Here is a 22,557-nt window from a genome sequence, read left to right as displayed (position 1 = left end):
TTTTACAACGGATTGGAGTGTTTATAGAAATGGCAGTAGATAATCAGGATGCCCGGTTAACCGCTTCAGAAATCACGAACTTATGGACAACTTATATGAACGATAGTGGGGCGATTTGCCAATTAAAGTTTTTTGAAGAAAAATGTGAGGATGAGGATATTAAAACAGTTATTCAACAAGCTATCACATTATCTGAAAGTCATATCGACAGAATAACGGAGATCTTTAACCAAGAAAATTATCCGATTCCTCATGGCTTTAAGATCGAAGAAGATGTGGATCTTACAGCAACTCGATTATTTACGGATTCATTTGTCTTAAATTATCTTGAGCAGTTAGGAATACTCGGTCTCAATACTTACAGTATGAGCTTGCCTTATTCCCCCCGCCAAGATGTGTATACCTTTTTTAGCAACTGCCTCCAAGAATCAGATCAATTATTGCGACAGGCAACGGATACGCTAATGGAGAAAGGTATATTTAATAGAGGTTCTTATCTACCAGTTCCTGAAGGTATAGATTTCGTCCAAAAACAAAGCTTTCTTACAGGATACTTTGGTAATAAACGACCGCTTACAGGCCCTGAGATCACAAACTTAGAAGGGAATTACAAAAGAAATGCCTTAGGTACAGCTATCTTAATTGGTTTTAGCCAAGTTGCGAATAGCAAGGAAGTAAGAGAGTACTGCCTACGCGGCAAAGAGATCGCAAAGAAACATTGCGAGATATTTGGTTCAGTATTGGGTGACAATGATATCGATATTACACCGACATCAGAGACTGAAGTGACCGACTCGACGACGTATACATTTTCAGATAAATTAATGATGTTTTATACGACGTCATTAATTGCGATCAGTGTCGGGTACTACGGGGCAAGTATGTCGATGAGCCCGAGAAGAGATGTAGCTGTTCACTATGATCGTTTAATTCATGAAACATTGTTATACGCTGAGGATGGGGCTAATATCATGATTAAACATGGTTGGTTAGAAGAGCGACCTAGAGCACTAGATCGCGAGGAATTAGCGAAGAAGAAATAAGACACTTAAGTCAGGACTTCATAAATTTAAATGGGCCGGAAACTAATATTGGTTTCTGGCCCATTCATTTTGGGGATTAAATTCACCTGTGTTCAGTACGCTTTTTGTCATAAGTAATTTGAGATAAAACAATACCTACTAAAATGAGAGTTGATCCTGTAATCACACCAATAGTCAATTCCTCATTCAGTAATAAACTACTTAAGATTAAGCCGAACATTGGAACTAACAATGTCGAGATTGTGGCTGTCACCATATCGACTGTACTCATGATGACATACCACACAGTAAAACATAATGCCGAAGCAAGTACGCCTGTGAATAGTATGTAATATATACTTTCGGTGTTAAAAATAATCGGTTGACCAGATTCCATGACAAGTGTCGCGATGAAAATACCGAGTACACCGAATAGCATCTGAAAGGCTGACGATTGAAGTTTGGGAAGGTCAGAAACATTTAATCGGTAATAAATATTTGCGATTCCCCAGGAAATAGCACTAATGATAATTAATATCTCCCCGATAATGACTTCAATATTTTGTCCGAGCCAAATATCCCATCCCAGAATTGTTAGTAAACCAAGCATACCTGAAATAAGGCCTGCTATTTTCCAACGTGATAAGTGTTCTCCTAAAAATTTCACAGCGAGTAAACTACTCCACAAGGGCATGGAATAAAGCAGAACGGATGATTTTCCGGCATCCACAAACATTAACGCAAACATGACCAACGTAAATACAACCGTTGTTTGTAAGAACCCAATGATGATTAAGTGTTTAATATAACGTTTGGGAGGTAGTCCTAAACGAGCGATCCAAACAATTAATAGTAATGTTAAAGCCCCCGTTCCGAAACGAAACGATGAAAATGTAAAGGGCCCCATATGATCAAGCGACGCTTTCATTAAGACCCACGCATAACCCCAAATGAGAGTAATCGCAATAATGAGCCCCCATACACTTCCTTTATTAAGTGAAATATCTGATCGTTTTGTCTGTTCATCCCTGTCCATGGTCTGCCTCCAAAAGTAAGTTACTTATTATCGTAACATACAATAGACAGGTTGCTGATTGAAATGATCAGTTGGTTCGTCAGGCCTGCTTCTGTAAATCGACATACATCTTCTGATAGACTTCTGACTCAGCTTTTAAACCTTTTTCAAGATAAGTTTTCGACAACCATTTTAATGGTTTAGAGTCATCTGGCCTTAATTCAGATGCCATGCTAAAGCAATCAAGTGCTTGATCCCATTGTTTGAACTCAAAATACAACTCGCCTAGTGATTGAACATGGTCCAAGTCGTTATATAGCGTATAAATACGGTCAAATTTGGCTAAGACGTTTGAATCCGGATTTAAATCACGGAATGGTTCTAGCCAATTATGCAGTTCATTTATATTATATTGACCGAGCAAGTTGCTTACGAAAGGGTATAATAATCTGTCTGCTTCTTGAGGGCTAAATTCGATTAATTTAATCAATAGTCGTTGTAATCCTTGGGGATGGGCAGCTAAGTTGTGATCAGTTTGTCGGGTGATGATCTCTGTCAGTTGTTTTGCATCTTGAGCATTTAAGTCATGATCATGCTTCAAAACGATGCTGGATAATTGGTTGAGATGGCCAAATTCGATACATTTTTTAAGTAAACGATTTTGAAGAGGATTGAAAGAATTGTAGCTAGCCAATTCATCGTATAGTTTTAATAAGTCTTCATCAGATAACGCCTTAGGAAAGTTCTTTTCAAAAGATTTTAAAATAGCTTCTGTAGGAGAAGTTTTCAATTGATGATATTGAATCATCGTTAACTCGATTAATCGATCTTCAGCTTTAAGGTGGTCCATGTAGTAATTGAAATATTGCTCGGGATCATTGAACATAATTTTTTCCGACTCAATGACATCGTGTAGGAACAGTTTCTCATTTTGGTCTTGGTACATTGTAAAATATTTTTTAAAAATACGGTCGTTTATTAATGATTTAACAAAGCTGTGGTTAGGGGTGAAATCTTTCATAATTTGAATCGTTTGGTAAGCGGAAAGTAGGTGGCCTTCGCGTCGGTCTTCATAAAACATAGATTTTAGATGGTCGAAAAGTTGTTGTTTTTTAATAAATGATTCAAACATGGTGAGGATGTACGCTTGATCATGCTTTGAGTATTTGTCGCTGAGCTTTCGAAGTAGCTGTTGGTTATTAATCATTTTCATAGTAGGATTCGCACTTAGAAAAGCTTTAATGAATGGGTGAGGTGCGTGATGGACGTGACCGTAGCTGAAGGCTTTTGCGATAAAGGAAAACCGTTTAAGAGTCGAGGTTGTTTTGGCAGTAATAAATTTTCCTTTATAGAAAAACAAATAATAAAACTGTTGTGTACTGTCTATAGCTTCGATGATTTGCGCACGGGCATAATTCGTCAGTCGTAACGCATTCAATGTGACAGGGTGTTGTTTGTGATTGTAAATCGTTATGGGCTGTTCGGTCATTATGAAACCCTCCTTGTTATTTTTAGCATATCATAATTTTATTTTATTGAGTATATGTATGCCACATGATATTATCAGAATAATTAAAAATAATTACTAAAGGGTTGATTTTAATTAAAAAAATCATGAAAGTTGTCGTGATTGTTGCTCTGTCATCTGCGGGGATTTATTTAATGATTGCGCACGGCTTAACGCTTTTTGGGCCAGTTCAAGAACCAAAAGATCAAGCATCAGACTTAAACTTTAATCAAGTTGAAGTCTCAGATGATCAAGTGCCCGAGTTAGAAACATATGAAGCGTGTGACGGTACCAAATTATCTTATCGGCATTATTCATCCGAGGCTGATCAAGTGCTGATTCTTTTGCATGGTTCTGGCTATCACAGTCGCTATTTGGCTCCACTTGCCAATCATTTGGCTGAAGCGGGTGTCGCTACGGTTTATACGCCAAATTTCAGGGGGCATGGACCAAATCCTGAAAATCGAGGGCAAATAAATTATATTGGGCAACTTGAAGACGACTTAGATGATTTGATTGATGAAGTGGAAGTAGAATATCCTGACACTGAGATCATTCTGGGTGGACATTCGAGCGGGGGAGGCACAGTTATCCGTTATGCGGGTGGTGACCCTGCACATGACCTTGCGGGATATTTGCTAATAGCTCCTTATATTCATCATGATTCAGATGTTTATAATAGTGAAAGTGGCTGGGCAAATGTTAGTTTACCGCGTATGATTGGACTTTCGATGTTGAATCAAGTGGGGTTATCCTATTTAAATGGGCAATCCGTAATTTCATTCAATATGCCTGAAGCCTATCGAGACGGTACAGAAACGTTGAGATATGACTATCGTCTGCAGACATCAATGCATCCACGTTCAGATTATCAGTCTGATATTGACGGGTTGGATAAAGATACGCTCGTTGTTGCAGGTTCAGATGATCAATCCTTTCATGCGGACGCCTATGAGGATGTTTTTGCATTAAATGATTTAGTTGACGTTAGGGTTATTGAAGGATTATCTCATTTTGGTGTTCTTCGCGATCAAGAAGCGCAAGAGTTAATGAGCGAGTGGTTAGCTGAGTAATTTATTGTGGTTGATTAAAATTACTAAGCGTTAATTCATAAATTTTTATAAACGACTAAAAACACGTGTTGATCATCAAATCTGGTATTGATGCAGCATGTGTTTTTTAGTTCATGATCGGAAAGATTCTATTTTAAAACTGACGCATTTTGATATACTGACTACAAACAATGATAAATGGGGAGAAAACATGTTTAACCATCAATCAGAGCATAGTGACTACTTTAGAGAATCATTACCACAATCAATAAGCAAGGAAATTTTGCGGAAGATCATGAAAGGGGAACTCGTTCCTGGTGATAAAATTGTTGAAGAAAACATAGCATCAGAGTTGGAAACGAGTCGGGCTCCTGTACGTGAAGCTTTATATTTATTACAAGTGAATGGCATCGTCGATCGTATTCCGCGAAAGGGAACAGTTGTTAAATCATTTACCCGAGATGATATTTCAGACTATATAGAAGTTATGGTTCATATCATCCAATACGGTATTGTTGGTGTTTCGAGAGTATGGAATGACACGCATAAAGAAAAATGGCAACAGTTATACGAGGATGTGCTTACGTATTATGGACGCCAAGATTTGATTCATTATCAGCATAGCGCTGAATTGATGCTGAGGTACGTGATGTATTTAGCAGATAACAAGGCTTTAATGCGATTTTATGAAGAGGCCAATCAAATCCTTAATGTATTCGCCCAAGTCCAGTGGAATCAAGAAACCATGATTCAATTTCATAAGCAATTTGCCAAGTTTGTGGAAGCTTTGGCAGAAGCAAATTTTGAGGAAGCCAAACAATTTGCTAGATATGCATTGAAAGAGGGGGAAGTTTAACAATGTTATGAGTTTATTAGACAATCTCATAACATTGTTAAACAATCTCATAACTTTATCTAACAAAGCGCTCAGATTGTTTAACAATTTGAGCGCTTTGTTTAATAATCTATCAATATTTAAAAATTCAAAATTGTCGACAATATATAAACGTTTTTGTTAAAGTAGAATTGTAACCGATTACAAGAATACTAATCTAACTATTAAAAGCAAAAAGGAGAGGTGTTTTATGCAAGGGAAAACAGTTTTAATTACAGGCGGAGCTGGTGGCATTGGTATGGAAACGGCTAAGGCTTTTTTAGATGATGGAGCCAATGTTGCACTAGTCGATATTAGTGCTGATGCCTTGAAAAATGCGAAGGACAAGCTAAATCAGCCGGATAAAATTTTAACGATTGAAGCGGATGTTACCAATGAAGCTGAAGTGAAGCAGTATGTCGATGAAACTGTTGAAACTTATGGATCAGTTGACGTGTTCTTTAATAATGCTGCTGTTGCTGGACCTGCAACGCCCATTAAAGAGCTCGAAAAGGATACGTTCGAACAGATTATGGGCATCAACACAACAGGTGTCTTTCTAGGCATGAAACATGTCATTCAACAAATGGAGAAACAAGGCTATGGTGCAATTATTAATGCAGCATCGAATGCGGCTTATATTGGTTCTGCGAATATGGTCGGTTATATAGCGTCGAAACACGCTGTAGCGGGTATGACGAAGACAGCTGCCTTAGAAGAGGCAAGTCATGGTATACGGATCAATGCGGTGGCCCCAGCAGCAATCGATACAAATATGCTGACAGGCATCCAAGAAAACTTGAGTCCAGATGATCCAAATGCTGCGGCAGAGGCGATTAAACAAGGCATTCCAGTCGGTCGTTTTGGTACACCGAAAGATGTTTCGGCTGTTGTTAAATTCTTAGCATCAGATGAGGCAGCCTTTGTGACAGGTTCACTTTATAATGTTGATGGTGGTATGCAAGCTGATTAATTAGAGCATTTTTAATAAGCTTCTCATGGGATCTCATCCTATGAGAAGCTTTTTTATGGTCAAAATAATTCTTACTGGTTTATGCTAGAGGTAGGCTAATCATTAGAGGAGTGACAGCATGATTCCTATTAGTATATTAGATTATTCACCGATTTTTGAAGGCTCGAATGCTCGTGAAGCCTTATTACATACAGAAGAGCTCGCCCAGTTAACTGATACACTAGGCTTTAAACGCTATTGGGTCGCGGAACATCACCATGTTTTCTCAGTCGCAGGTAGCACACCAGAGATGTTAATGATGCAGTTAGCAGCGAAAACTAATCGAATTCGACTTGGCTCAGGTGGCGTCATGTTGCCTCATTATAGTCCCTATAAAGTGGCGGAAATTTTCCGCATGCTAGAAGCATTTCATCCGAATCGAATTGATTTAGGGATTGGCCGTTCGCCAGGCTTTCCGATGGTTAATCGCGCTTTAAATGAGGAGCGAGGCCACCGGGTATCTTTTGATCAGCAAGTGAAAGATCTTTATAAATATTTAACCGATGACAGCCAAGAAGATCACCGATTTTCGGAATTAATAGCAACACCACAAGTCGATACCATGCCCGAAATATGGTTGCTCGGTCGTGGTGGCCGTAGTTCTCGTGTCGCTGCTGATCTTGGGGCAAACTATGCCTTTGCTCATTTTGTGCCGTCAACAAAAGCAAACGGTCGTGAAATAACCGATGATTACCGACAGCGTTTTAAAGCGTCCTCAGTACAAAAACGCCCATACGTCATGGCGAGCGTATTCGTTGTCATTGCCAATACTGAGGAAGAGGCTGAGACATTAGCTCAAACCTTTGATTTATGGGTGTTGGCAGTTGAATCTGAGGACCAACCACCTTATATGCCATCAGTCGAAACGGTTGTAGAACGCGGGTTCACTCAAAAAGAGGTAGAACGCATTCAAGAGAACCGTGATCGCGTTGTGATTGGAACACCTGAACAAGTTAAAGAAGGATTAAACACGCTAGCTCAAAAAGTTAATGCTGATGAATTGCTTGTGATCCCTCAATTTTATGGTGAAAATAATCGTAAGAAAGCGCTCGAGTTGCTAGCAGATGTATGGATTTAAACTTGACTCTCACAGGTTTAGCAAATGTTAAGATAAAATTAATTCAATGATCTATAAAAAGGTTAATGTTTTATTTCGAAGACATTTAAATTCATAACTAAGACTATAAAAACACCCCTACTAATAACAGAAAGGGGTGATATGACATTGATGGATTTTCAATTAAGCTTTTTGTTTATTAAGTTTTACAATAATTGTTATGACATTACCTAAAAAGACAGAAGCCATCCAGGTAGCAATTAAAATTTCTACTTGATCGATCGTTGGATCAACAAAAGTGAAGAAAAACGCTTGAAAAATGAATCCGACCATCGTAATAAAGAGTGCTACTTGTGAAGCGCTAGTCAGTATTTCTTGCCCTCTTTCATCTTTTCCCTGGCTAGCAACAAAGAATATGTAATAGATAAAACTTATTGATATTATTAAATATAATACTAAATTCAAAATAGTCATTTAACCTTATTCCTCCTTATTCATAATAGGTGAATATTTCATTTATTTCTTTACCAAACAACTTTGATATTTTGAAAGCTAATATTAAAGAGGGATTATATTTATTTGCTTCCAGTGAGTGAACTGTTTGCCTTGTAACTCCTAGTTGTTCAGCAACATATTTTTGTGTCCATTTATTTTCGGCTCTTAATACAACTATATTATTAACAAGAATTTCCGATTTGTTTTTCAAATAATACTCCTTTCATTCATTATTTGATGTTAATTTATTTTGTTTAATTTCAAACTAAATGCAACACCCTCCACATGTTGAAATTATTGATGAACACTAAAAATTTTTAAAGTAAGTAAAAAAACTTTACATATGTAATATAATTTTTACATAGTTATTTGTCAATACAAAATCAATAATGATTGGTATTAATTTGAATAAGTGTTTGAAATATACGGTAAATATCTATAAAAAGGTCAATGGTTATTGATATTTCTCAATAAATGAATCGATTTGTTTCCAAGCTTCTTGGCTTTCTGGAATTTCAGGGTGACTAATATAAAAGTTATGAAATAAACCTTCGTATTCAATGAATTGTACAGTTGTTCCGGCAGCTTTTGCCTTTTCATAGATGGTCTGGCTATCGCTTAGTAATAACTCTTCACGACCTGTTTGAATCAAGATAGGAGCAAAATGATCATACTCTCCGTAAGCAGGGGATAAATATGGATCAGTTAAATCGTGATCCCCAGCATAAATGACCGGAACTGGGAACTCAGGTGCGGTATTTGGGTTAGGCGACCCGAATAGCGCATCATCTTGAATTTTGGTTTTATATGAATCACCATTTGCTGCTAAATCGGTCCATGGTGAAGCCAATATGAACATACTTGGTAATGGTTGATCTTGATCACGCAGTTTTAAACCCATCGCTAAGGCAAGCCCACCACCAGCTGAATCGCCGACTACGACAATATCATTAGCATCATAACCTTGATTAATTAACCACCTATAGCCTTCTTTGGCATCAGTTAAAGCAGCAGGGTGCTCGTGCTCAGGTGCTGTACGATAATCGAGTGAGAAGACATCAGCATCGTTGTAAACATTGGAGTAACGAACGGCTGTCTCATTGTATCCATTTGAAAAAGGATTGATATATGCGCCACCATGCAATTGATAGATGACGTGATCTGATGAGCTCTCGTTATGCGATAATAGGTATCCTTTTGATTGTGACAGTTGGATTTGTTCATTTTCGTAAGTCTTAGGTGGATCCCAACTCTGAAAGTTATACGGCACAGAATTAAACGTTCGTCTTTCGTTCGACAGTCTTTGTTCTGTAAAATAGTTGAATTTCATAGTTTCATTAATAAAGTGTCCTTGAAAGGATACGGATAAGTCAGGTCTGCCATAAACTAGTGTCAGCATTAAGACTATAATGGAAGCAATCCAAATCAGGACATTTTTACCGATTGAAAAACGTTTATACCCCCAAGTAATAACAGCAATAGATAAAATTAGAATTATATAGCTGAACCAGCGATGATCTAAAATGATAAAAAGAAATAAAAATCCTAGAAATAGGCTGGTTAATAAACTATAGAAAATAATATTTATAACTGTAGGGGTACGAAACCGTGTCAAAATATCACCTCATTTCAATCAAATTATGATCTAAAGGTTGATAGAAATCATTCCTTTTGATGATCGTGAAATTCAAATTATAGGTAAATGTTCTTTCAAAATATAAAAAGCGTTATGATAAAATATATCATGCAGTCATCATAGCATAGGAGTGAACGCATTGAACAAAAAAGATGTCGCAAACGTACGCAAACAATTCAAAGCTGATAATGATCGCTTAACGATTCATGAAATTTTTAATGTGTATATTATGAAAGAAACGAATGAAATCTATCATCACCAAAGCATGCCGTTTGAGATGCTTGAAGCTGAACAACAAGAGTTGTTCTATCAAAACTTCAAAAAAGTATTAACAGGTCAACTCGACGAGAAATTATTTGAGTTAAAGTTCAAACGAGACGTCGAAAATAGTAGTCAACTCATTCTTCACCAAGGTTTATTAGCACAGGAAACAGATGCTTGGAAGGCTGATATGTTGAAGCTTGTTGAGAAGATGTTAAGCGGGGACCCTTATGACGTAGATATTGTGGTGACATTTATCAAAGCAGAATTCCGTGATCCGTCTAAACAAGTGAGTGAAGAAGCGGAAGAGAGCAGCCACGATAAGATGTACGCTCATCCGTTCATTTTATGTAGTGTTAACAAAACGCAAGACCCGAAAAAAGAATTGCTATTCGATTACGTTGAGAAAGAGTTTAAGTATAATATTGTGGTCGATCCTGTTATTAATTTACAAGCGCCGATTTCAGGCTTCTTATTTCCGGCTATAACAGATAATGCGAGTGATGTTAATCATGTGCTCTACTCTACTGGTAAAGCGAATGCATTAAATGAACATTTTATCGATGATGTGTTAAATGCAGAAGAAGCAGTCACAGCTGAAGAAGATAAAGCTGTTTTTGAAGAGGTTCTCAAGCGTGTCGCTGGTGAACAAATTAATACGCGGACTCTATCGAACGTATATGAAGAAGTGAATCGTGTCGTAGAAGAACATGAGGAAGAGGAAGCGCCAACTTTGGATTACAAAGATATCGGTCAAGTCTTTGAAAACAGTGGGGTGAAAGAAGCGAATCCTGAAAAAGTACAGGAAGCATTTAAGTCGATCATCGATGACGAGTCGTATGAACTGAAAGCAAGCAGTGTTGTACCGAAATCGAATTCAAAATCGATTAAGATTAAAACAAAAGTGGCGGATATTGCTTTGAAGCCTGAGGACCTTAAATATGTGCGCCAGACGATTGTCGGTGGCAAGCTCAATTTAATGATTGAAGTTGAAGAAAATACAGTTGTTGAAGGCTTCGAAATGATTCCAGAGGCATTGATGCAAAAAGCTGAGGATGAGCAATAAGATTCCAGTGAGTCATTTCAATTGGCTTAAGAAATAGTAAAACCACGTAACCATGCTCTGAATGGTTACGTGGTTTTAATTTTTAATCTGCGGTTAATAGTTTAGCGTTGATGGCAACAATAACGGTACTCATGCTCATTAAGACGGCGCCAACTGCCGGGCTTAGTAGGATGCCAATCGGAGCTAAGATACCTGCTGCTAGAGGGATCGCTACAATATTATAGCCTGCAGCCCACCATAAGTTTTGGACCATTTTGCGATACGTTTTACGTGATAAATTGAATAGTGAAACGACATCATTTGGATTACTTTGGACTAAGACAATATCGGCTGATTCCATCGCAACATCTGTACCAGCGCCGATCGCGATCCCCACATCAGCTGTGGCTAAAGCTGGTGCATCGTTAATGCCATCACCAGTCATAGCGACGCGTTTGGATTGCTGTTGAATCGTTTGGATATAGTCGGCTTTATCATCTGGTAATACTTCAGCATAAACCTTGTCGATCCCAATTTGGTTCGCAACCCAGTGAGCAACTCGTTCGTGATCTCCTGTTAACATGACAACTTCGATTCCGTTCTCATGTAGCTGTTGAACCGCTTCTTTTGCTTCATCTTTGATGATATCAGCAAGGGCGATCATGCCAATTAAGGTATCGTCTGCTAAAACAGAAACGACTGTTTTACCTTGCTCTGATAGTTGTTGTAATCTGTCATCATCATAAGCTATATCATGTTCATCTAAATATTTCGGACTTACGATTTTAACTTGCTGTTCATTAACCGTACCTTCGATTCCTTTACCGGTTTTGGCCTGGAAATCTTGCGCGTCATCGAGTGATAGATCTTTTGATTGAGCATAATCAACAATACCTCGTGCAAGTGGATGCTCTGATTGTTGTTCAAGACTTGCTGCTAATTGAATTAATTGGTCTTCGTTGTAATTTTCATGTGGTAAAATATCCGTTACCCCGAATTCACCTTTTGTTAGAGTGCCTGTTTTATCAAAGACAATGGTATCAACACCACGTGCGTTTTCGAAGTTTATGCGATTGCGAATCAACAGTCCTTGTTTAGCTGATAACGATGTCGATACAGCGACGACTAATGGTGAAGCTAGACCGAGGGCGTGCGGACATGTAATGACCATAACTGTCACCATTCGTTCTAATGAATGATCGAAAGGGTAACCAAAACTTAACCAGATGATTAAAGTGATTACACCTGACAGAACAGCGATATAGAATAACCATTTAGCCGCACGATCGGTGAAATCCTGTGCTTTTGAGCGGGACTGTTGAGCTTCTTGGACGAGGTTAATGACTTGTGATAAATAAGAGTCCTGTCCAGTTTTCTCAACAGAAATCGTTAAGGAACCTTCTTGAGCAATGGAACCACCGATTACTTCATCGTTTTCATGCTTTTCAATAGGAACAGACTCACCCGTAAGCATGGATTCATCAATACTGGATTGTCCCTTAACGATTGTTCCGTCAACTGGGATTTTTTCACCAGGTTTGACTAGAACATGATCGTTAGTTTGAAGAGAATCGATTTCAACTTCCTCAATTTCACCGTTGTCATGAACTTTAGTGGCTTTATTGGGCATTAGCTTAACGAGTTCTTCTAAGGCATTAGAAGCGCCCATTACTGAACGCATTTCGATCCAGTGGCCTAATAACATAATGTCAATGAGCGTTGCCAATTCCCAGAAAAACTGACCGCCTTCAAGGCCGAAGACTGTTAGAGAGCTATAGACATAGGCGACCGTGATCGCTAAGGCAATGAGCGTCATCATGCCTGGATTCTTCTGTTTAAGTTCATCGACGGAGCCGGTTAAAAATGGCCAGCCCCCGTAGAAGAAGATGGCAGTTGCTAAAACAAAAATAATATAAGAACTAAAAGGGATTTCCCAATTCACACCTATAAATGACTGAATCATAGGTGAAAGTATTAAGATAGGAATCGTGATAATAATAGAAATCCAAAGGCGTTGTTTAAAATCTTGTACCATCTGTTCGTGATGGTTGTGATGATTTTCATGGTTATCGTGGTTGTGTTCTCCGTGTTGTTCGCTATGATCGTGTTCCATAGAAACCCTCCTTTTACAATGCGCTAATATTCACATTCACTATTAGTCATTTGCTTAAACATAAGACCCTATGATGAAAGCCATCATGAGGGAGGAGAGGGATGATATTTTATGTGTTTAATGGTGGTTCATGTTGTTTTAAATATTAAAAGCTTGTAAACGGCGAATAACCTGAGAAATTGGTAATCCCATCACGTTATAGTAGTCCCCATGAATCTGCTTCACAAAACGAGCGCCTATGCTTTGAATGCCGTAAGCTCCAGCTTTATCATAGGGTTCATCTGTGTCGATATACCATAAGATTTCTTCTTCAGATAAGGGCCAGAATTCGACTTCTGTTCGTTCAACGAATAGATCCTCTTGATTAGCAGAGCGGAGCATACCCCCAGTGAAAACAGCGTGTGATTGTCCACTTAATTGTTTCATCATTTGATAGGCATCATCTCGAGTGTTCGGCTTTTCAAAGATTTGGTGATCAAAGCCAACGACTGTATCAGCTGATAAAATGATTTCCTGTTCGTTTTCAATAGGAATGTGGCGTCCTTTGATGGTGGCCAGTTGCTCAACTTTTTCAACTGGATTAGGTGTTGTAATCACAGACTCGTCGATATCTGGTTTTCGAATTGTAAATGGCTGCTCAACTTGTTGTAATATCGCTTGTCGCCTTGGGGATGATGACCCTAAAATTAAATCGCCCATGATTGATGCTCCTTTTTTGGGTGTAGAGTTTGCAGTATGGTGAAACTATAACATATCATAGATATAGAAACATGATGCAGAGGAAGCGATCGGATGAAACAAGAAACGATTAGAGTGTTAGACGTTGATGTGTATTGTGAATATGAATGGAAGAATAAGCCTGTGATGATTTTGATTCATGGATTTTTGGCTTCAACGTATTCATTTAGTTCAATTACGCCCGAGTTATCAAAACATTATTCCATTTTGGCGCTTGATTTGCCAGGTTTTGGTCAAAGCGAAAAGTCGGTAACATTTGAGTATTCATTTAAGCAGTATCGTCAGTTAATTGTTGCGGTAATGGATTATTTTGATATTGACCGTGCTCATTTAGTGGGTCATTCAATGGGCGGACAAGTGGCATTAAGTGTTGCCAAGGCATCACCAGAACGAGTTAACACATTAATGTTGCTTTGTAGCTCAGGCTATTTAAAACGGGCCAAAACATGGTTGCGTTATAGTTCCTATATGCCATTCTTTTATCGATTTGTTTATCGATATTTTAAACGAAAAGATGTACGAAACGTTATGGAAAAAGTATTGTATCGGCATGAATTAATTACCGATGAAATGATGGATACTTATACGAAGCCGCTTCTCGATATTAATTTCCATAAATCATTAACGCGTTTGCTAAGGCAACGAGAAGGCGATTTGTCGACAGAGGAATTACAGCAAATTTCAGTGCCAACATTGTTGATTTGGGGACGTGAAGATGAGATTGTGCCACTAAAGATTGGCGAGCGGTTAACAGAGGATTTACCAAATTCGCAATTAGAAGTGTTTGATGAATCGGGTCATTTAGTAGCTGATGAACGGCCGAATGACGTTATAAGAACGATCAATCAATTTATTGAAAATCAACAAGCCGGAGCGACGTCTTCTAAGTGACGTGACTCCGGCTTGATTTATGATGGCTGTCACTTATTGAGAGAAGAAGCTTATAAACGAGCGACTTCGCAATGGAATTGGGCGAGTTTACTCTAGAATTGTGCGCGATTTCAAGTAATTGAGCTCCACCCCAAATAAATGAGCACCATCCAAAATAATTGTGCGCGATCCAAAATAAATGAGCGATTCAACTAATTAATGGTGCGCCCACTAAGCATTCGCCCGCTTAAAGCTAAATGTGGCGATCGCAATCACAATAACAGTAAAAGCTAAAATAAATAAGATTTCTTCAAATACGGTAACCTGTCGCCCGAATAAGGTGAGGTTTAATCCCATTGTTTCTCGTACGGTCATAGATAGTTGGTCGATATCAATCATAATCTTCTTCATGACGTCGACGCCATATGTAACGGGGTTAAGTTTGACGACAACATCGAGCCAGCCTGGCATACCACTAATCGGAAACAAAGCCCCGGATAAGAAGACCATTGGCAAGACAATAATATTGACAATTAATTGAAAACCTTGTGTTGAATTAATCACACTGGCAAATAAAAGGCCGATTCCTGATAAAGCAGCACCGAGTAAGAACATAAACGGAATGACCTGGATTAATGACATAAAATCATAGCTCAGGCCTAGAAGCGGAATGAGTGCGAATAACATAATGCCCTGAATGGTTGAAACGGTTGCAGCCCCAGCCATTTTGCCGACCGCAATACTCACGCGCGAAATCGGTGAAACTAAGATTTCTTTCATATATCCGAAGTCCTTATCTTCAATGACAGACATCGCGGAAAAGACAGACGTCATCAGTAATGTCATAGATACGATTCCTGGAAAAACAAATTGGACATAATTAAAATCTTCGCCGACATCGATGTTTTGCGTCATCATCGTTTCCATTGTGCCACTGAGGCCGCCACCAAAGATAAGTAAAAACAGAATCGGCATGGTAAACGACCCGAATAATCGAGCTCTATCACGGAAAAATTTGATTAAATCACGTTGCCATATGGCCATAATACCTTCCATATTGTGTCACTCCTATCCTTCGCTTGTTTGAATATTGCGTCCTGTATAAGCTAAAAAGACGTCATTTAATGTTGGTTTACGAATATTTAGTTTGGTAATTGGAATATCGAGCGTTTTAATAAAGTCTGAAATAAACGCATCACTACTTTCGACTTTAAGGTGAATCGTGTCACCACTAACGGTCACATCAGCACCAGTTACTTTTTCTTGGATCTCTTCGATTGCTTGATCATTATCTTCAGTCGACAGCTCAATTAAGTCGCCGCCTAGTTCATCCTTTAATACCGTTGGTGAATCCATTGCGATAATCTCACCTTGGTCCATAATGGCAATGCGATCGCTCACTTCAGCTTCATCTAAATAGTGCGTTGTTAAGAACATCGTGATGCCTTCCTGTTCCTTTAATTTTAAAATGTATTTCCATAAATGAGCTCGCGTATTCGGGTCGAGTCCAACTGTCGGTTCGTCTAAAAATAAGACTTTCGGATAATGGAGTAAACCGCGTGCGATTTCTAAGCGTCGTTTCATACCACCGGAGAACTCTTCGACACGTTTGTTTTGCACGTCGACTAAATCAACAATTTGTAAGACTTCTTGAATTCGTGAGTGGCGTTTTTCTTTAGGAACATTGTAAAATCGACAATGAAGTCTTAAATTTTCGTTGGCGGTTAATTTTTCATCGAGCGTATTTTCTTGAAAGATAATCCCGATACTACCGCGAACTTCGTCTTTTTGTTTATGAACATCGTAGCCGTTAATGACGACGGAGCCTGATGTTGGTGGTAGCATAGTGCAAATCATATTAATCGTTGTACTTTTACCAGCACCATTAGGACCTAGAAAGCCAAAAATTTCGCCCTCTTTAACGTCGAAATTAATGCCTTTTACGGCGTTAACATTTTTATATGTTTTAACAAGATCACTTACTTGAATAACGGAATTCATCGTCATCCCCCTTTGTTGCAATTAGTTATGTTATAATAACTATCAATTATTATCAGCTTAAATGGTGAGAATGTCAAATTGTTATGAAAAGTTTAAGGAGGTTAGCTACATGAGTGGGTCAACAAACGACCTAGTCGATCAAGTATTAACGGCATTGCCCTATATACCGAAAAAAATATTCGGCCCTTATCATCTTATAGAGACAGGTGATTTACACCCGTCCCACTTTCATATCTTGCATACGATTGAACAGGTTGGGCATATTCAAATGTCTGACATTGCCCGAAGTTTATCCATTAATAAATCAAACTTAACGCCTCTAATCCAAAAGTTAATCAGTCATGATTTGATTCGAAAGGAAAAATCTGAGCTAGATCGTCGTGTCACTTATGTATACTTAACAGAAAAAGGTGAAACGTTTTTATCGGAACAAAAACGTCGCCTAGAAGCGGCTGTGGAAGAGCGTTTATCTACACTATCTAAAGATGACCAACGACAATTAAAAGAAGCATTTCAATCGATCAGTAAGATTTTATCAACACTCGATTAGTGTGCATGAACCATTCTTCTAGAGTGACAATAATGAATATAGTCATTAGAGGAGTGGTGCAATGCCATATATCACGTATCGAAATCAAAAATTGTATTATCGGATTCAAGGGAAGGGTGAAGCGATCGTTTTTATTCATTGTCCAGTGTTTCCGAGTCCTGTCTTTAAAGGGCAAATAGAAAGCTTATCAAATCAATATCAAGTCGTCCAAATGGATTTACGCGGGCACGGTAGAAGTCATTCAAGTGGTGAACCATGGGATTTTACTGATATATGTTATGATTTTATTAAATTTATTGAAACCAAGGTGCAGAAACGGGTATGGTTGGTGGCTTATTCAGCAGGATGTAGCATTGCGTTTGAATTAGCGCTCAAAAGACCTGATTTAGTTAAAGGATTAATCCAAATTGGTGCTGTTGATCGTGTTAACACTTTGATCTTATCAACACTTGTTAAAGGTGGTATGGCTCTCACTAAACGAGGGTGGTCTCATTTAATTGCTTTCTTTGGCACATTTAGCAATACGAAAAATCCACTGATTGCTGTCCCGTTGATATCATCTGCTTTTAAAACAAATTCACGAGATGCCTATTATTTTTACCGTGCTTATTTGACCTACCAATGCCAACAACGATTGTTTCAGTTAGATCAACCAACTGTGTTAATTTATGGTGAACATGATAAACTGCTCAGTCGTCATGGTGCATCGATTGCTTCGAAAATGCCGAACTGCTCGATTCGCATGGTTCAGCATGGTAGGCACCAATTACCAGGTAATCAAATCAATGACGTTAATCAGATCATTGATCAGTTTATTAAGTCGCATTAGAAATGGGGAATAAGCTGTGAGGGAAGTAGTTACAGCTAAGGATCGATGGATGGTGCTAATCGGTTATGTTTTACCTATTGTTTTTCCATTAACCTTATTCAATATTGTCGTAACAGTTGTGTATTGGTATGTAGCCCCGTATCAATCACCTTTTTTTGATCACCATATGCGCGAGAATATTAATGCACAAATTTCTTACCAGCTATACCTGCTCCTTAGTTTTGGGTTATTTTTATTACTTGGGTGGATCGGTTCTATGAACTTAAATTGGTTGCCCGATTTAGCCCATCTATCAATCCCATTGTTTGCTATGGGGCTTGTAGGAATTATTTTCATCATTATCATAGCATGGTGGGTCGTCTTTATTATTGCGATGATCGCTGCTATTGCTAAGAAATATTTTCGTTTTCCTGTGACCATTCGTTTTATTAAGTAACTCCATAAGCATTTCACAAAACAAATAATCAAACATTTGATACACTAACTTAGGTAGGGGAGAGGTTTAGAAAACTTAAGACGCTAGGATTGTCGTTATGACCATCACAAAAACTAGCATTCCTGGGAGGAATCATATTTGTGGTTTTTACGATTATAATGAATGATCTAAATTAGCCGATTTGGTAACATGCCAATCGGTTATTTTACTGTTGGAACGTGAAGGAGGAATAGTGTGGGGAATATCAAGATTGGGATCAAAGAGAATATTTTACTTTTTAGCATTTTTGTCGTGATGAATTTCTTTGTAGGTGCTATGGTCGGTGTCGAACGAACAGTCTTGCCAATTATTGGAGAAGAACAATTTGGGTTGGCTTCAACGAGTGCAGCATTATCTTTTATTGTAAGTTTTGGATTTTCAAAGGCGATTATTAACTACTTTGCCGGAGCTATTGCCGATCGGTTTGGACGGAAGCGTGCATTAATCGCAGGCTGGATTGTTGGCTTGTTTGTACCAATCTTAATTATTGTCGCTCACGCGTGGTGGGTGATAGTCGTTGCCAATATTTTATTAGGAATTAATCAAGGTCTCGCTTGGTCGATGTTAGTAAATATGAAGATTGATGTCGCTAAATCAACCCAACGTGGAACGGCTGTTGGGCTTAATGAATTTGCTGGTTATTCAGGTGTGGCTGTTTTTGCAGCATTTTCAGGTTATATTGCACAAAATGTGTCACTACGTCCGGAACCGTTCTTCTTGGGAATCGTGATTGTGTTAGTTGGACTCATTTTATCTATATTTGTCAAAGATACCGAGCCGTTTATCAAGGAGCAAATGAAGGCAACTTCTAAAAATGGTCAAGAAAAGCGTAAATCAGCAGGTGAAATTTTTGCTCTTTCAACTTGGCGAGATAAAAATTTATCCAATTTTAGCTTCTCTGGTTTAACGACAAACCTTAAAGATGGTATGGCATGGGGATTATTTCCTTTATATTTTGCAACGGTAGGTCTTAGTGTCAGCGAGATCGGTATGATCGTAGCGGTTTATCCAGCAGCGTGGGGGATGTTTCAGTTATTAACAGGTACACTAAGTGATAAATGGGGACGTAAACGTTTAATTGCTTCGGGTATGTACTTACAAGCCTTGTCTTTATGGATGATTCTCTTAGTTGATGGATTTGCCTTGTGGTTTATCGCAGCTGCTTTACTTGGATTAGGAACAGCGATGGTTTATCCGACGTTACAAGCTGCGATTAGTGATGTCGCAGCCCCAAGTTGGCGAGCATCATCCATGGGTGTTTACAGATTTTGGCGTGACACAGGGTATGCGTTCGGTGCACTATTAGCAGGATTGTTTGCTGATATGTTTGATGTGTCATGGGCAATTGGATTAGTCGCACTCATGCCATTTATTGCTGGTGTGCTAGCACAATTAACGATGGATGAGACATTACAAAAACAATAAACGATAAGGGTTCTTGTGTATGGGATTGACAGAATCGGAAAAGCTATCCTTGAGGAAATATTAAGGATGGAGGTTTACCAATGGCAAATACACATGCCCAATTAACAGCCCCTGAAATATCACAATTATGGTCAGACTGTTTAAGTGATACCTTAATTCTTTGTCAATTAAGGTATTTCGAACAGCATGTTGAAGATCAGGAAATTGCAGAAATCATTCATACAAGAATTGAAAAAACACGAGAACATTATGGTTTCATTGTTGACCAGTTTAATGCAATTGGTTATCCAATTCCAGTTGGGTTCAATGAAAATGAAGATGTTGATATTAATTCTGATCGCTTATTCACGGATCATTATATGTTAGAGTTTTTAAGGCAGTTAAGTCAGATTAGCATGAATGCTTATGGCACAGCAGCAGCTTTTTCCACACGTCCTGATATACGTCAATTTTATGCAGACCGTCTGCAAGATTCACAGCAGTTAAATGAAGAGGCGACAAGTTTAGGGATCGATAAAGGATATGTCATTATTGCGCCATCACTTCCAATTCCATCTAAGCCTGACTTTGTCAAAAAGAAAAGTTTCTTAACAGGTTGGTTTGGTGAACGAAGACCTGTGACTGGAAGTGAAATTACATTTTTATTTGCGAACATACAACGTAATGCCATAGGGGCAGCAACGATGATGGGATTTGCTCAAACGACAGAATCGAAAACATTACAACGTTACTTTCAACGTGGGAAAGATATTGCAAACAAACATATTGAAATCTTCTCATCCATTTTACGTGAAAATGATGTGCCCGTCCCAATGACTTGGGATACGGAAGTGACAGACCAGACTTCTTTTGTCTTTTCGGATAAATTGATGTTATATCAGACGTTGGCATTAAATAGTTTAGGACTTGGTTTTTATGGGTTGAGTATGTCCAATAGTCCACGGCATGATTTAGGCGTTCATTACACACGGTTAATGGCTGAGATTGCACAATTTACTGAGGATGGAACAGAATTGATGATTGATCATGGCTGGTTAGAGCAACCTCCTCAAGCGGCAAACCGTAGGCAATTGATGAACGAGTAAGGGAATGATGGATAAGAATAAACGCATTGAAGCTATTGTATGGAGTATTGCTCTACCTGGATTTGCTCAATTACTCAACCATTCCTATATTAAAGGTATTTTGTTTGTCCTGTTAGAAATTTTCATAAACGTCCAAGCCAATTTTAACTATATTATTATTCCCAGTTTTCAAGGTGAGATTGATACAGCAATTGAAATGACGAATTATCAGTGGATTATGTTTTATCCTTGTTTATACATGTTCGCGATGTGGGATGCTTATAAATCAGCTGGTGGAGGCGATAAACCCTATGCTTATGTTCCTTTCGCTCTGGCAGCATTTGTAGGTACAGTAGGTGTGATTATATCACCTATTTTCCAAATTGCGAGTATTTCGTTCGGACCAATCTGGTGCGGCATTATCTTTCATATCATAGGGTTCATAGTAGGAGTTTGGCTTATGAAACAATTAAGACAAAAGCTACCACTAGACGAAGAAACAGTCGAGTTATAATTAACCCGACTGTTTCTTTTTACGTCGTTTGAACCAAATAAAGCCTCCAACGATTAATAATGGAATTAAAATGGGTGATGTACCTGCAATAAATACGACAAGATAAGATCCTAATTGAATAAGCGTATTGATTGTACTCATAAAAACTTGTTGAGTCCGTTCAAAGGTGTTTAATGATTCTTCGCTTTCAATATTAGGGATGTTAACTCGTTTTTCTTCAATTTCAATCGTAACGGTAGCAAAAGCACTATGGTTTTCTAAGTATTCCATTTGGCCTTTTAATTGTTCAATTTCTTCTTGGACACTTGCTAAGTCGTTTGAGATTTCTAATAAACTTTCGGTGTCATCGGATTCCTCTAAAAAGTCCAATAAACGTTGTTCGACTGCTTCTTTTGACTTCAACCGAGATTCTAAATCAACATATTGTTCCGTAACATCTTCGCCTTGCGTTGACTTTTCCACAATATGAATGTTTTCACTGTCTAACTGATTCATGAAATCCTGGAAGGACTCTTGAGGTATTCTTGCCCGTATATGGCCGGAACGATGATCTTCATCTCTGTTACGAGTTGATGATGCGACGACATAACCGTTTAGATTCTCTATTTTGTTTGTGAGTTGGTTATGGGCTTCGTCATAGTTTGGGACTTCAATCGATAGCCGTCCTGTGTAGATGACCATACGCTCAGAACTAGTGTCCCGCGCCTCATTGGTTGATGGTTCTGATTCAGATGATTGCGTGTTACTTTCTTCGCTCATTTGTACTTGCTCTTTTGAACCAGCTTCTTGTTCAACTTCAACTGCATCATTTCTGTTGTCTTGTTGAGTTGATTTCGATTCATCATTAGAACATGCACTTAATATAATAGCGCATATGAGAATGAGTATAGTTATATAATGCCGCATAAACAGACCCCCTGTTTCTATAAGTGGTACATTAGACGTTTTAATTCTGAAGATGTTACAAAAGTATATGTATGATTGAAGAGAAGAATTATCGGG

At 38.4% G+C, this 22,557-nt stretch carries 23 protein-coding genes; 13 read left to right on the top strand and 10 right to left on the bottom strand.

Translation table 11 applies throughout. The features are described 5' to 3' along the window. Positions 1 to 29 precede the first annotated feature (29 nt). On the top strand, positions 30 to 1,043 hold the full coding sequence (locus FHR85_RS12320; RefSeq protein WP_167263717.1) for a DUF3231 family protein: 1,014 nt from the start codon (positions 30 to 32) through the stop codon (positions 1,041 to 1,043). Between the two features lie 82 nt (positions 1,044 to 1,125). Here the strand turns inward: FHR85_RS12320 and FHR85_RS12315 are convergent, their stop codons facing one another. Both FHR85_RS12315 and FHR85_RS12310 read right to left on the bottom strand, forming a co-directional pair. Then, entirely contained in the window at positions 1,126 to 2,058 is a 933-nt protein-coding gene (locus FHR85_RS12315; RefSeq protein ID WP_167263716.1) for a DMT family transporter, read from the bottom strand. 79 nt (positions 2,059 to 2,137) lie between these two features. After that, a complete protein-coding gene (locus FHR85_RS12310) occupies positions 2,138 to 3,526 on the bottom strand; it encodes a tetratricopeptide repeat protein (RefSeq protein WP_167263714.1) in 1,389 nt (462 codons plus the stop codon). Between the two features lie 173 nt (positions 3,527 to 3,699). Between FHR85_RS12310 and FHR85_RS12305 the strand changes: the two genes are divergently transcribed. From FHR85_RS12305 to FHR85_RS12290, 4 genes are all read left to right on the top strand, one after another. Then, positions 3,700 to 4,617: an alpha/beta hydrolase gene (locus FHR85_RS12305; protein ID WP_243864239.1), complete on the top strand. Its 918-nt coding sequence runs from the start codon at positions 3,700 to 3,702 to the stop codon at positions 4,615 to 4,617. Positions 4,618 to 4,807: 190 nt separating this feature from the next. Further along, positions 4,808 to 5,452 carry a GntR family transcriptional regulator gene (locus tag FHR85_RS12300; RefSeq protein ID WP_167263712.1) on the top strand — a complete coding sequence of 215 codons (645 nt, stop codon included), beginning with the start codon at positions 4,808 to 4,810 and terminating at the stop codon, positions 5,450 to 5,452. A 229-nt stretch (positions 5,453 to 5,681) separates the two neighbouring features. After that, the gene (locus FHR85_RS12295) at positions 5,682 to 6,443 is read left to right on the top strand and encodes an SDR family NAD(P)-dependent oxidoreductase (RefSeq protein ID WP_167263710.1); all 762 of its coding nucleotides are present in this window, start codon (positions 5,682 to 5,684) and stop codon (positions 6,441 to 6,443) included. A gap of 118 nt (positions 6,444 to 6,561) precedes the next feature. After that, positions 6,562 to 7,560 carry an LLM class flavin-dependent oxidoreductase gene (locus tag FHR85_RS12290; RefSeq protein WP_167263708.1) on the top strand — a complete coding sequence of 333 codons (999 nt, stop codon included), beginning with the start codon at positions 6,562 to 6,564 and terminating at the stop codon, positions 7,558 to 7,560. A 162-nt stretch (positions 7,561 to 7,722) separates the two neighbouring features. Here FHR85_RS12290 and FHR85_RS12285 read toward each other — a convergent pair whose 3' ends face one another. From FHR85_RS12285 to FHR85_RS12275, 3 genes are all read right to left on the bottom strand, one after another. Next, a complete protein-coding gene (locus FHR85_RS12285) occupies positions 7,723 to 8,013 on the bottom strand; it encodes a hypothetical protein (protein WP_167263706.1) in 291 nt (96 codons plus the stop codon). 16 nt (positions 8,014 to 8,029) lie between these two features. After that, positions 8,030 to 8,245: a helix-turn-helix transcriptional regulator gene (locus tag FHR85_RS12280; protein ID WP_167263704.1), complete on the bottom strand. Its 216-nt coding sequence runs from the start codon at positions 8,243 to 8,245 to the stop codon at positions 8,030 to 8,032. A gap of 243 nt (positions 8,246 to 8,488) precedes the next feature. Beyond that, positions 8,489 to 9,649 carry an alpha/beta hydrolase gene (locus tag FHR85_RS12275; RefSeq protein WP_167263702.1) on the bottom strand — a complete coding sequence of 387 codons (1,161 nt, stop codon included), beginning with the start codon at positions 9,647 to 9,649 and terminating at the stop codon, positions 8,489 to 8,491. Positions 9,650 to 9,809: 160 nt separating this feature from the next. Here FHR85_RS12275 and FHR85_RS12270 point away from each other — a divergent pair, with 160 nt between their 5' ends. Further along, the gene (locus FHR85_RS12270; protein WP_167263700.1) at positions 9,810 to 10,997 is read left to right on the top strand and encodes a DUF4317 family protein; all 1,188 of its coding nucleotides are present in this window, start codon (positions 9,810 to 9,812) and stop codon (positions 10,995 to 10,997) included. Positions 10,998 to 11,079: 82 nt separating this feature from the next. Here FHR85_RS12270 and FHR85_RS12265 read toward each other — a convergent pair whose 3' ends face one another. After that, positions 11,080 to 13,089 (bottom strand): heavy metal translocating P-type ATPase, encoded by a 2,010-nt coding sequence (locus FHR85_RS12265; protein WP_167263698.1) that lies wholly within the window; start codon positions 13,087 to 13,089, stop codon positions 11,080 to 11,082. A gap of 138 nt (positions 13,090 to 13,227) precedes the next feature. Next, positions 13,228 to 13,788: a Maf family protein gene (locus tag FHR85_RS12260; RefSeq protein WP_167263696.1), complete on the bottom strand. Its 561-nt coding sequence runs from the start codon at positions 13,786 to 13,788 to the stop codon at positions 13,228 to 13,230. 93 nt (positions 13,789 to 13,881) lie between these two features. Here FHR85_RS12260 and FHR85_RS12255 point away from each other — a divergent pair, with 93 nt between their 5' ends. Then, entirely contained in the window at positions 13,882 to 14,718 is an 837-nt protein-coding gene (locus FHR85_RS12255; RefSeq protein WP_167263694.1) for an alpha/beta fold hydrolase, read from the top strand. Between the two features lie 210 nt (positions 14,719 to 14,928). Here the strand turns inward: FHR85_RS12255 and FHR85_RS12250 are convergent, their stop codons facing one another. Further along, a complete protein-coding gene (locus tag FHR85_RS12250) occupies positions 14,929 to 15,753 on the bottom strand; it encodes an ABC transporter permease (protein WP_167263692.1) in 825 nt (274 codons plus the stop codon). A 12-nt stretch (positions 15,754 to 15,765) separates the two neighbouring features. Continuing rightward, entirely contained in the window at positions 15,766 to 16,698 is a 933-nt protein-coding gene (locus FHR85_RS12245; protein ID WP_167263690.1) for an ATP-binding cassette domain-containing protein, read from the bottom strand. A gap of 109 nt (positions 16,699 to 16,807) precedes the next feature. Here FHR85_RS12245 and FHR85_RS12240 point away from each other — a divergent pair, with 109 nt between their 5' ends. The 6 genes from FHR85_RS12240 to FHR85_RS12215 all read left to right on the top strand — a co-directional run bounded on the left by FHR85_RS12240 (position 16,808) and on the right by FHR85_RS12215 (position 21,555). Then, positions 16,808 to 17,248 carry a MarR family winged helix-turn-helix transcriptional regulator gene (locus FHR85_RS12240; RefSeq protein ID WP_167263688.1) on the top strand — a complete coding sequence of 147 codons (441 nt, stop codon included), beginning with the start codon at positions 16,808 to 16,810 and terminating at the stop codon, positions 17,246 to 17,248. A gap of 61 nt (positions 17,249 to 17,309) precedes the next feature. Continuing rightward, on the top strand, positions 17,310 to 18,077 hold the full coding sequence (locus FHR85_RS12235) for an alpha/beta fold hydrolase (RefSeq protein ID WP_167263686.1): 768 nt from the start codon (positions 17,310 to 17,312) through the stop codon (positions 18,075 to 18,077). 16 nt (positions 18,078 to 18,093) lie between these two features. Continuing rightward, positions 18,094 to 18,513, top strand: a complete 420-nt coding sequence (locus FHR85_RS12230) for a magnetosome magnetite crystal formation protein family (RefSeq protein WP_167263684.1) — start codon at positions 18,094 to 18,096, stop codon at positions 18,511 to 18,513. 234 nt (positions 18,514 to 18,747) lie between these two features. Further along, positions 18,748 to 19,977, top strand: a complete 1,230-nt coding sequence (locus FHR85_RS12225) for an MFS transporter (protein ID WP_167263682.1) — start codon at positions 18,748 to 18,750, stop codon at positions 19,975 to 19,977. Positions 19,978 to 20,057: 80 nt separating this feature from the next. After that, positions 20,058 to 21,062 carry a DUF3231 family protein gene (locus FHR85_RS12220; protein WP_167263680.1) on the top strand — a complete coding sequence of 335 codons (1,005 nt, stop codon included), beginning with the start codon at positions 20,058 to 20,060 and terminating at the stop codon, positions 21,060 to 21,062. A 4-nt stretch (positions 21,063 to 21,066) separates the two neighbouring features. Next, positions 21,067 to 21,555 carry a hypothetical protein gene (locus FHR85_RS12215; RefSeq protein WP_341770975.1) on the top strand — a complete coding sequence of 163 codons (489 nt, stop codon included), beginning with the start codon at positions 21,067 to 21,069 and terminating at the stop codon, positions 21,553 to 21,555. Here the strand turns inward: FHR85_RS12215 and FHR85_RS12210 are convergent, their stop codons facing one another. Further along, a complete protein-coding gene (locus FHR85_RS12210) occupies positions 21,556 to 22,461 on the bottom strand; it encodes a DUF4349 domain-containing protein (RefSeq protein WP_167263678.1) in 906 nt (301 codons plus the stop codon). Positions 22,462 to 22,557 lie beyond the last annotated feature (96 nt).

Origin of the sequence: Alkalibacillus almallahensis (assembly GCF_011761495.1) — a bacterium.
GTDB classification, from domain to species: domain Bacteria; phylum Bacillota; class Bacilli; order Bacillales; family Alkalibacillaceae; genus Alkalibacillus; species Alkalibacillus almallahensis.
This window is presented reverse-complemented; position numbering and strand designations above follow the sequence as displayed.